Origin of the sequence: Litoribaculum gwangyangense (assembly GCF_039543505.1) — a bacterium.
In the GTDB taxonomy this organism is placed as follows: domain Bacteria; phylum Bacteroidota; class Bacteroidia; order Flavobacteriales; family Flavobacteriaceae; genus Litoribaculum; species Litoribaculum gwangyangense.
The window spans coordinates 135,191-146,641 of the sequence record NZ_BAABJW010000001.1 but is presented as its reverse complement, the minus strand read 5'-3'; the positions used below and the strand labels follow the sequence as shown (position 1 = coordinate 146,641).

Sequence of the window (11,451 nt, the reverse complement as noted above, 5' to 3'; positions counted from 1 at the left end):
ACACACGTTAACACTAGTTAACCTAAATCTTTCAAAGGGCCTTTTATATTTGTAGTATTATAACAACAAAAATTATATAAAAATGAAAAATGTATTTACAATTTTAGGTCTTTTAATAGCCACAGTTAGCTTTGGGCAATCGGCAAAGTCAACTGAAGACATGTCTGTAAGTGATATCAAAATTAATAGTTTGAAAATTTCTGTTGAAGTTGATTCTGCTGAAGATTTAGAATCTTCTTTTCTTGTTGAAGACATCGAGAAACTTCTTGATAATATGAATGAGGACGAGCCCGTTGAATTTGAAATTAAGTGTAATGGAGCACAGATGTCAAACGGGGTAAAAAGTTCGTTATCTTACAAGTTTAAAGGAAATAGTAAAGACAAAAAGAACTTTTTACAGCGTGTTATAAAAATTAAAAAATCTGCTATTAACTACTATAAAAATAAAAAACAATGAATTTCTTTTTAAAAACAATCGGGTTGTTAACGGTTTTAATAATCTCGAACGGCCTTTTCGCGCAAGATTTCCAAGGTATTGCTACCTATAAATCTCATCGCAAGGTAGATTTGAAAATGGATGATAAAAATACTAACTCTGAAATGCAAAAGCAAATTCAGGAACAGTTAAAAAAACAATTTCAACAAGAATACACTTTAGAGTTTAATAAAAACGAATCCATTTATAAGCGTGTTGAAAAGTTGGATAAACCCTCAATACCTAATTCTTCTGGTATAACAATTAAAATATCACAGAGCTCGGATATTATGTACAAGAATATACAAGACCATCGATATACTAATAAAACAGAAATATCGGGTAAAATATTCTTAGTAAAGGATTCTCTAAAAAACAAAAAATGGCAACTTTTAAATGAAACAAAATATATTGGTGAATATGCCTGTTTTAAAGCTGTTTTTGAAGAAGAGTATACAACAAAGACAATTACTTCGGATGGCAAATTTGAAGATGTAACCAAAGAAAAAACCACAACTGTTTGGTACACGCCACAAATTCCTGTGAGTCATGGGCCAGAAGATTATTTTGGATTACCAGGTTTGATATTAGAAGTTAACGACGGCGAATTAACCTTAATATGTAGTAAAATTGTTATTAACCCTAAGGAAACGTTTGAGATTAAAGAACCTGAAAAAGGAAAAGAAGTATCTCAAAAAGAATTTAATGATATACAGGAGAGGAAAAATAAAGAAATGATGGAACAATTCCAATCCAGAAGAGGAAGTCGAGAAGGCGAAACGTTTATGATAAGAGTTGGAAGTTAATATTTAAGAATTATTTAACGTTTAAATCGTTAAACGAAATAGAGTATTAAAAGTCTAATGGTATTTAAGACATGCATTGGTGTCCTTTTGTTAAATATTCTATGAAAAATCCTTTTATTAAATTCTATAGCGTTTGTATTCTGGTTTTAATTTCCATTTTTTCATTTGCCCAAAATGACTTTCAAGGAAAAGCTTATTATTCATCCAAAACGATCATGGACATGAGCCGTTTTAATAGAACAGGAGGCCAAATGAGTGAGCAACGAAGAAAGGAAATAGAAGAAAGAATGAAACCGTTTTTAGAAAAATCTTATATTTTATTATTTAATAAGGAAGAGTCTGTATTTAAGGAAGAGGAAAAACTAAGCGCACCAATGGTGGGAAGTAGAGGACGTGGCTTTGGATTTGTAAATAGTTTTTCAAGCGGACCACAGTACAAAAATATTAAGTCTAAAACCTTTATTCAAGATCAAGAATTTTTTGGAAAACAATTTTTAATAAAGGAAGAATTGCAATCGTATAACTGGAAAATGGAAAGCGAGTCCAAGCAAATTGGAAATTATACAGCATTTAAGGCTACGGTTATGATTCCTATTAAACAATTAAACTGGATGCGCGTTAATCCTCCCTTAAGAAATGATAACGGAAATAAAAATACAGATGAAACTTTAACAAAAGAGGAGTTAATTGAGGAGCCTCAAATAGCTGAGGTAGTGGCTTGGTATACTCCTATGATTCCAATAAATTAGGGGCCTAGTGAGTATTGGGGATTACCTGGTCTGATTTTAGAATTAAATGCAGGGGATACTGTTATGCTTTGTACAAAAATAATCATGAATCCTAATGATAAGCAAGAAATAAAGACTCCAGAAAAGGGTAAGGTAGTATCAAAAGAAGAATACAACCTTCTTATTTCTGAGAAAATGGAAGAATATAGAAATAATAGGGTTAGAAATGGAATTAATCCAAGATAAACACTATTTTGTTTAATTTTTATATATATTTGTTAAACAAAACAAATTAAATCAAACTTATGAAAACTTTAATTCCAAATGTAACTACCATATTATTTCTTTGGTTTCTTTCGCTGTCAATTTCTGCACAAGACTTTCAAGGAAAAGCCTATTACTTTTCTAAAACACCTATGGACCTTGGTTCATGGGGAGCTAGAATGAGTGAAGCGCAAAAAAAGCAGATTGAAGCACGTTTAAAAAACAGATTGGAAAAGACCTATATTTTAACATTCAACAAAGAAGAGTCTCTTTACAAAGAAGATGAGAAGTTGGATGCTATTTCTGGTGCAACTGATTCTTGGGGTAAAAATTTTACCCCTGGAGAGCTTTATAAAAATATCAAGTCTAATGAGTTTGCTCAAAATCAAGAATTTTACGGAAAACAATTTTTAATCAAAGAAAGTTTATCACCTCTCGATTGGAAAATGGGAACCGAGTCAAAACAAATTGGGCAATATACTTGTTTTAAAGCAACATGTAAAAGACCTGTTACGGACACGTCTTGGTGGAATTTTTCTTGGGGAGAATTATCAAATAATAATGCGGAGAAAAAAGTTGATACTACGGAATCTAGCGATTCAACTAGCACAAAATTGGCATCTACAGAGGAAGAAGTTGAAATGATTGAAGTAGAAGCATGGTATACGCCAATGGTTCCTATTAGTCAAGGACCTAGCGATTATTGGGGGCTACCGGGTTTAATCCTAGAGGTAAGTGTTGGTAACACCACATTGCTATGTTCTAAAATTGTTTTAAATCCAGAGGAAAAAAACAAAATAGAAGCTCCAGACAAGGGTAAATTAGTTACAAAGAAAGAATACAAAGCAATAATTACTGGTAAAATGCAAGAAATGAGAGATAATAGAGGTAGAAGATCAAACAGGTCTTAACCATATAATCTCTTCCATCACCAAACTATATCCAAACTAAAAAAATGAAAAAATTAATTTTTGTCTTACTACTTTTTGTAGTTAATATCGCTCTTGCCCAGATAAAATTACAAGGAGTCGTAAAAGATAGTATTGGAGAACCTTTGGAGTTGGCAAATGTAATCGCCATAAATAAAGTAACTAGTGCTCTTGAATCATATGGTATAACAAATGATAAAGGAAAATATATTTTATCGTTAGGAAAAAATACCGAATACAAATTACAAGTAAGTTATATTGGTATGAAAACTTTTGAAGAGTTTATTACCACTAGTGAAGATAACATAGATAAAGATATTACCCTCAAAGCAGACAATGCATTGGATGCCGTAGAGTTAGTTTATGAAATGCCTGTAACAGTAAAAGGGGACACTTTAATTTACAATGCAGATTCTTTTAAAAACGGATCTGAACGTAAGTTAGAAGATATTATTGAAAAACTTCCAGGTGTTGAGATTAATGAAAATGGACAAATAGAAGTGGAAGGAAAAGTGGTAAATAAATTAATGGTTAATGGTAAGGACTTTTTTGATGGAGATACAAAGCTGGCAACCAAAAATATTCCATCCAGCGCCGTAGATAAAATACAAGTATTACGAAATTATTCAGAGGTGGGCCAATTAAGTGCTGTAACTAATAACCAAGATAATGTAGCAATGAATATTAAACTAAAAGAAGGGAAAGAAAGCTTCTGGTTTGGAAATGTTACAGTTGGTGCTGGTTCATCCCCCGATGAAGAACTCTATTTAGCCCAACCCAAGCTCTTTTATTACAGCCCAAAATTCAGTTTAAATTTTATTGGAGATTTAAACAACACAGGAGAAGTAGCCTTGTCAAGAAGAGATATTCGAGGTTTTGGTGGTGGTTTTAGAGTACCTAGTAATAATAGTGGTACGAGTATCGATTTAGGAGATAATAGTTTAGGGTTTTTAACCAGTCAAAATAATGCCATAAATGTAGAGAATAAGTTGGGAGCAACCAACTTTAGTTATTCGCCAAGTAAAGCTTTGGATATTAGTGGATTTTTAATATATAATAGCAGTCGTATAGACTCAAGACAAAGATCTTTCAAGCAATTTACTGATTCAGATTTAGGTATTCCAGATGAAACTACCGAGCGTACAAGTAATGAAGCCTCCAATCAAGGATTAATAAAATTAAGCGCTGTATATAAGCCAAACTTGAATAATCAATTAGATTATGATGTTTTAGGGAGAATTTCAAATGATTCACAAGATCAAAACTTTTTATCTTCAGTTTTAGGAAGTACCAATCAATTTGATGAAGTGAAGCCTTTTAGTATCAATCAAAATATAAATTATTATTATACCCTGAATGAAAATAATATTTTTGCTTTTGAAGCTCAGCATTTAATAAAAGACGAAGATCCATTTTATAATGCTTTACTCTTTAATGATCCAAATAACAATGATGAACTAGATCCCGATGATAGGGATGCTTACGATACCACTGCTGAAGCTTTAGGTTTTAATACATCTTTAAATAATTATGATTTAGTACAAAACAGACGGATTAAATCGAATCAATTAGATGCTAAGTTTGATTATTACAACATTCTTAACGATAAAAGTAATATCAATTTTACTTTAGGAACCATTTTAAGTAGTCAAGAATTTAACTCAAATATTTTTCAATTTCTTGAGGATGGCTCACAATTTAACCCAAACCCAACATTCAATAATGGGCGCGCTACTAATGACACCAAGTACAATTTTAGCGACTTCTATTTAGGTGTTCACTACACGTTAAAGCTTGGAAAATTTACCTTTAGGCCTGGATTTTCGGCACATGCTTATGGTAATAAAAATGCCCAATTTAATGAAGAATTTGTTGATAATTTTATAAGAATTTTGCCAGATTTTGAAACTCGAATCCAATTCAAAAAGAGCGAAAGTTTAACACTTAGGTATAATATGCGTAATCAATTTACCGATGTAACGCGACTGGCACAAGGCTTGGTTTTAAACAATTTTAATAGCATTCAGTTTGGTGAACCAGAATTACAAAACGCTTTATCTCACAACGTAAGTTTATTTTATAATAGTTTTAATTTGTTTAATTATACTAACGTATTTGCCAGACTCGCTTATGCAAAAAATATTGACCAAATTAGAGGTTTAACTAACTTTGAAAATGTTATTACTACAAGTACTTTTTTTAATTCAAATTTTGCTGATGAGAGTGTATCAGCAAATGGGCGCGTTCAACGCACGTTTGGTAAACTAAGAGCCAGCTTAAGTACTAATTATAATTACAGTAAAAACAACCAATTTATTCAAGGAAGGCAATCGGTAAATGAAAGATTTGTTCAAAATTATGTCCCAGGTTTAAGAACTAATTTTAAAGTTGCTCCAAATGTTAGTGTAAGGTATAATTACAGTATTAGTACGAATAACCAAGGAACCCGAAAAACCGTATTTTATACCAATGCACCATCTATTGATTTTGATGCTTACATTTGGAATTCTGTTACTTTTAGAACAGACTATGCCTACAATCGTCAAAAAGAAAAAGGAGGTGAAGTTCAATCTTTTGAGACATGGAATGCTTCATTGTCTTACAGAAAAGATAGAGATGCAAAATGGGAATACGAAATTTTGGCTACCAATTTGTTAGATATAGATTCGAGAATTAATAACAGTGCCAATAATCTTTCAGTTTCAACATCAGAAACTTTTATTCAACCTCGTTTTGTTACCTTCAGAGTTAGGTATGAGCTATAATTTTTTTATGTTTCATTTAACGTTAATAGCGTAAGAAATCGATTTAAAGTTTTATTTCTAAGGTTAAACGATAATAAATCAAAAAGACCGCAATTAAGCGGTCTTTTTTTATCATGAAAATTTTGGTTTTATAAGCCAAAAGCATCTTTTACGGTTTCAACATAATCCAATTTTTCCCAAGTAAACAGCTCTACGTCAAGGGTTGTAGTTTCGCCATTTGGTTGAGTAAATGTTTTGGTAACCGTTTCGTTTTTTCGCCCCATATGACCGTAAGCAGCAGTTTCACTATACATAGGCGAACGCAATTTTAAACGCTCTTCAATGGCAAATGGTCGCATGTCAAAAATCTCCGAAACCTTTTGAGCAATTTCACCATCGGTCATATTAAAAGGGCAAGTACCATAGGTATCAACAAAAATCCCCATGGGCTCCACTACACCAATAGCATAACTTACTTGTACCAAAATTTCATCAGCAACACCTGCAGCTACTAAATTTTTGGCAATATGGCGTGTGGCATATGCCGCACTTCTGTCTACCTTACTTGGGTCTTTTCCCGAGAAAGCACCACCACCATGGGCACCTTTGCCACCATATGTGTCTACAATTATTTTACGACCAGTTAACCCAGTATCGCCATGTGGACCACCAATAACAAACTTACCAGTTGGGTTAATGTGGTATTTAATTTCGTTATTGAAAAGTTTTTGAATATTTTCAGGAAGTTTAGAAACCACTCGAGGTATTAAAATTTCTTTCACATCCTTTCTTATTTTTTCCAACATCGTCATATCATCTGCGAATTCATCATGTTGAGTTGATACTACAATGGCATCAATACGCTGAGGAATATTATCATCACTATATTCAATGGTTACCTGACTTTTACTATCTGGTCTTAAATAGGTGATGTCCTTATTTTCTCTACGTAAATGGGCGAGTTCAATTAAAATTCTATGCGATAAATCAAGTGCTAAAGGCATAAAATTTTCAGTTTCGTTCGTGGCATAGCCAAACATCATACCTTGGTCTCCAGCACCTTGTTCTTCTTTATTCCCTCGGTCTACACCTTGATTGATATCTTCAGATTGTTCATGTATTGCAGAAAGCACACCACAAGAATTGCCATCAAACATATATTCACCCTTCGTATAACCAATCTTGTTTATGGTATCCCTAGCAATTTTTTGAACGTCCAAATAAGTATGCGATTTCACCTCGCCAGCAAGCACTACTTGGCCAGTGGTAACTAGTGTTTCGCAGGCTACTTTCGATTCTTTGTCAAAAGCTAAAAAGTTATCAATTAAAGCATCACTAATCTGGTCTGCTACTTTGTCTGGATGTCCTTCCGAAACACTTTCCGAAGTAAATAAATAAGCCATTTTTTTTAATTTATTGTAGATTTGATGGATTAACGTCGAAGGAAGTTTTCACTGCCTTTAGCATTTTTTTTAATACTAGGCTTGTTTCAGTATCTTTTATTTGTAAGATAATTTACCCAATATTAAGAGGTTGCAATCAGTCAAATCTTTCCTCTGTTATTTGTGTCGACAAAAATAAAAAAATAAAAGAAAATGATAGTTTATTTTTGTGTTTTTATAAAAAGTAATGGCTGTTAATATTTATTTCGAAATCATATTTAATGAAAAAATTGAAAATAAATAATTAATATCTTTCCTTTAATCGTCATTGTGCTTATTTCACGGTAGCATCTTATGGTTTATTAGGATCTAAATAATTTTTAACTTACCCAAAACTTAAGTTTTTTTATGTATTATTTTTTGTTTTTGAACATCATATAAAAAATGGTTTAAAATACTGATTAACAGATTTTTGTATAAAAATTTGTTACTATGAATTTAACCTTAATAAATTTAGCATTGTTATTATAAAAGTCTAATAATTTAATTTCGAAAATTGTTTGGGTCTGTTTTTATAAAAATTTAATAAAAACCACAAAAAATCTAAAATATTAATATAAACGAAATAAAGTACTGAATTATTTGCATTAAAAATGAAGGAACTTAACAAATACAGTAAAAGATTAACACAAGATCAATCACAGCCAGCTTCACAAGCCATGTTATATGCAGCGGGATTTTCCGATGAGGATATGAAAAAGGCTCAAGTAGGTATAGCCAGTACAGGATTTGATGGTAATCCTTGTAACATGCACTTAAATAGATTAAAGGATGAGGTTAAAATTGAATGTAATATTGCTGGTCTAGTTGGTTTGGGTTTTAATACTATAGGTGTATCAGACGGGATTTCTATGGGAACTTCCGGAATGAATTATTCTTTAGCATCTCGAGATATTATTGCAGACTCTATTGAAACAGTCATGAATGCTCAAAGTTATGATGCTCTCATAGCGGTAGTTGGCTGTGATAAAAATATGCCAGGAGCTGTTATGGCTATGTTACGTTTAAACCGTCCTTCCATTATGATGTATGGTGGTGCAACGGCTTCAGGAAATTATAAAGGTAGAAAATTAAACATTGTTTCAGCTTTTGAAGCATTAGGGCAAAAAGTGGCTGGTGAGATTGATGAAGAGGAATATAAAGAAATCATAAAAAGAGCCATTCCTGGCGCAGGAGCCTGTGGCGGTATGTATACGGCGAATACCATGGCTTCAGCTATTGAATGTATGGGTTTTGCATTGCCTTATAATTCATCAATTCCTGCCGAAAATCCAAATAAATTATCCGAAAGCGAAAGAACAGCCATAGCGATTAAAAATTTATTGGAACTAGATTTAAAGCCTTTAGATATCATTTCAAAAAAATCAATTGAAAATGCTATTGCCATTGTAAATGCCTTAGGGGGCTCAACCAATGCAGTATTGCATTTCTTAGCTATTGCTCATGCTGCAGATATTGAGTTTACTTTAGAGGATTTTCAAAGGGTTAGTGACAGAACGCCTTTAATTGCAGATTTAAAACCTAGTGGAAAATACCTTATGGAAGATGTTCATTGTATCGGCGGAACACCTGCCGTTATGAAATACTTATTGGATAATGGCTATTTACATGGAGATTGCATGACCGTTACCGGTAAAACACTAGCTGAAAATTTAAAAGAGGTAGAGCCACTAAAGTTTGATAATGATCAAGAGATAATTTATCCAAAGGATAAAGCATTAAAATCATCAGGAAACTTACAAATTCTTTACGGGAACTTAGCAACTGAAGGCGCTGTAGCAAAAATATCAGGAAATGAAGGTCTGGTTTTTGAGGGTAAGGCAGTTGTTTATGATGGCGAGCAAGCTGCCAATACAGGGATTTCAAATGGAGAAGTAGAAAAAGGAGATGTAGTTGTCATTCGTTATGTGGGTCCAAAAGGAGGACCAGGTATGCCAGAAATGTTAAAACCAACCTCTTTAATTATGGGTGCAGGTTTGGGTAAATCAGTGGCATTAATAACAGATGGGCGTTTTTCAGGAGGAACACATGGATTTGTTGTTGGCCATATTACGCCCGAGGCACAAACGGGTGGTAATATAGCCCTTTTAAAAACCGGTGATAAAATTAGAATTAGCGCAGAGGATAATTCCATTAACGTTTTAATTTCAGATGAAGAATTAAAGGAAAGAAAAGCCAAATGGGTTGAGCCCGAATTAAAACATAAAAAAGGCATTCTTTATAAATATGCAAAATCAGTAGCATCGGCCTCCAAAGGTTGTGTTACGGATGCATTCTAGATAAATACAATATTACCCAAATCAAAGGGTCTGAATAGGAATACGCATGAATACACAAACAGCAAATAAAACCAAAGAAATGGTTAACAAAACAGAACGCATTACAGGTAGTGAAGCTATTATAAGATGTTTGATAGAAGAAGGCGTGGATATTCTTTATGGATATCCAGGAGGGGCAATAATGCCAGTTTATGATGAACTTTACAAGTATCAAGATAGAATACATCATGTCTTAACACGTCATGAGCAAGGTGCAACACATGCAGCTCAAGGATATGCTCGTATTTCTGGAAAAGTAGGTGTGGCCATGGCAACTTCTGGTCCAGGGGCTACCAATTTAATAACAGGAATAGCTGATGCGCAAATAGACTCTACACCTATGGTATGTATTACTGGACAAGTATTTTCACATTTGTTGGGAAGTGATGCATTTCAAGAAACCGATATTGTAGGCATATCTACACCAGTCACAAAATGGAACCATCAAGTCACTAAAGCTTCAGAAATCCCTGAGGTTTTGGCTAAAGCATTCTACATTGCTAAAAGTGGACGACCAGGACCTGTTTTAGTTGATATTACCAAAGATGCCCAAGTATCTGAACTAGATTTTAAATATGAAAAATGTAAGGGCATCCGTAGTTATATTCCTGTACCAAAAACCAAACCTGAAAAGGTAAAAGCAGCCGCCGATTTGATTAATTCTGCTAAAAAACCTATGATTGTTTGGGGTCAAGGCGTTATTCTTGGCGAAGCTGAAAACGAATTGAAAGCGGTTATTGAAAAAGCGGGTATTCCATCTGCGTGGACCATCCTTGGGGCTTCAGCTTTACCAACCTCACATCCATTAAATATTGGTATGGTTGGTATGCATGGTAATTATGCACCTAATAAATTAACAAATGAATGTGATGTTCTAATTGCTATTGGTATGCGTTTTGATGACCGAGTAACTGGTAATTTAGCTACCTATGCAAAACAAGCTAAAATCATTCATTTTGATATAGATCCTGCAGAGATTGATAAAAATGTAAAAACGGATATTGCGGTTATAGGAGATGCCAAAGATAGCTTGGCGCAACTATTACCATTACTTAATAAAAATTCACACGAATCTTGGTTACAGGAGTTTAGGGATTTGTATACTATTGAATTTGAAAAAGTCATTAAAAATGATATTTCTCCAACCAAAGAAGGGTTGACCATGGGAGAGGTTTTAAAACAAATTAATATTGAAACTAAAGGAGATGCGGCTATTGTGTCCGATGTAGGACAGCATCAAATGATTGCTTGCCGTTATGCCGATTTTAATATTACCAAAAGTAATATTACATCGGGTGGTTTGGGTACGATGGGTTTTGCACTTCCTGCGGCTATTGGTGCTAAAATGGCAGCTCCAGACCGAGAAGTGGTGGCTATTATTGGCGATGGCGGTTATCAAATGACCATTCAAGAACTCGGAACCATATTTCAGCAAAAAGTACCGGTTAAAATTGTGGTTTTAAACAATGAGTTTTTAGGAATGGTACGCCAGTGGCAACAATTGTTTTTTGATAAGCGCTACGCATCCACTGAAATGACAAATCCAAACTTTGTTGCTATTGCAGAGGGCTATTACATAAAAGCTAGAAAAGTTACTAAACGTGAGGAATTAGCGGAGGCTGTAAAAGAAATGATAGCATCTAAAGAATCCTATTTCTTAGAAGTTTGTGTTGAAAAAGAGGATAATGTATTCCCAATGATTCCAGCTGGGGCATCAGTTTCAGATATAAGATTAAGTTAAGAAA

At 33.5% G+C, this 11,451-nt stretch carries 7 protein-coding genes and 1 pseudogene; 7 read left to right on the top strand and 1 reads right to left on the bottom strand.

The genetic code is table 11. The features are described 5' to 3' along the window. Positions 1–82 precede the first annotated feature (82 nt). The 5 genes and pseudogenes from ABD963_RS00610 (at position 83) to ABD963_RS00590 (ending at position 5,967) form a co-directional block, all read left to right on the top strand. Positions 83–457, top strand: a complete 375-nt coding sequence (locus ABD963_RS00610) for a hypothetical protein (protein WP_345275000.1) — start codon at positions 83–85, stop codon at positions 455–457. Next, complete coding sequence (locus tag ABD963_RS00605) at positions 454–1,281, top strand: GLPGLI family protein (protein WP_345274999.1); 828 nt, start codon at positions 454–456, stop codon at positions 1,279–1,281. The genes ABD963_RS00610 and ABD963_RS00605 overlap by 4 nt, the downstream gene beginning before the upstream one ends. A gap of 71 nt (positions 1,282–1,352) precedes the next feature. Beyond that, a pseudogene (locus ABD963_RS00600) lies at positions 1,353–2,255 on the top strand (GLPGLI family protein). A 59-nt stretch (positions 2,256–2,314) separates the two neighbouring features. Beyond that, complete coding sequence (locus tag ABD963_RS00595) at positions 2,315–3,184, top strand: GLPGLI family protein (protein WP_345274998.1); 870 nt, start codon at positions 2,315–2,317, stop codon at positions 3,182–3,184. Positions 3,185–3,228: 44 nt separating this feature from the next. After that, positions 3,229–5,967 carry a carboxypeptidase-like regulatory domain-containing protein gene (locus ABD963_RS00590; protein ID WP_345274997.1) on the top strand — a complete coding sequence of 913 codons (2,739 nt, stop codon included), beginning with the start codon at positions 3,229–3,231 and terminating at the stop codon, positions 5,965–5,967. Positions 5,968–6,095: 128 nt separating this feature from the next. Here the strand turns inward: ABD963_RS00590 and metK are convergent, their stop codons facing one another. After that, on the bottom strand, positions 6,096–7,349 hold the full coding sequence (metK, locus tag ABD963_RS00585) for a methionine adenosyltransferase (RefSeq protein WP_345274996.1): 1,254 nt from the start codon (positions 7,347–7,349) through the stop codon (positions 6,096–6,098). 632 nt (positions 7,350–7,981) lie between these two features. On the opposite strand from metK, the gene ilvD reads away from it, so the two are divergent. Further along, positions 7,982–9,667: a dihydroxy-acid dehydratase gene (ilvD, locus tag ABD963_RS00580; protein ID WP_345274995.1), complete on the top strand. Its 1,686-nt coding sequence runs from the start codon at positions 7,982–7,984 to the stop codon at positions 9,665–9,667. Positions 9,668–9,713: 46 nt separating this feature from the next. Next, positions 9,714–11,447: a biosynthetic-type acetolactate synthase large subunit gene (gene ilvB, locus ABD963_RS00575; RefSeq protein ID WP_345274994.1), complete on the top strand. Its 1,734-nt coding sequence runs from the start codon at positions 9,714–9,716 to the stop codon at positions 11,445–11,447. Positions 11,448–11,451 lie beyond the last annotated feature (4 nt).

Coding starts and splice junctions, on each gene's coding strand:
- ABD963_RS00610 (WP_345275000.1), top strand. CDS start 83: ATGAAAAATGTATTTACAATTTTAGGTCTTTTAATAGCCACAGTTAGC.
- ABD963_RS00605 (WP_345274999.1), top strand. CDS start 454: ATGAATTTCTTTTTAAAAACAATCGGGTTGTTAACGGTTTTAATAATC.
- ABD963_RS00595 (WP_345274998.1), top strand. CDS start 2,315: ATGAAAACTTTAATTCCAAATGTAACTACCATATTATTTCTTTGGTTT.
- ABD963_RS00590 (WP_345274997.1), top strand. CDS start 3,229: ATGAAAAAATTAATTTTTGTCTTACTACTTTTTGTAGTTAATATCGCT.
- metK (WP_345274996.1), bottom strand. CDS start 7,349: ATGGCTTATTTATTTACTTCGGAAAGTGTTTCGGAAGGACATCCAGAC.
- ilvD (WP_345274995.1), top strand. CDS start 7,982: ATGAAGGAACTTAACAAATACAGTAAAAGATTAACACAAGATCAATCA.
- ilvB (WP_345274994.1), top strand. CDS start 9,714: ATGAATACACAAACAGCAAATAAAACCAAAGAAATGGTTAACAAAACA.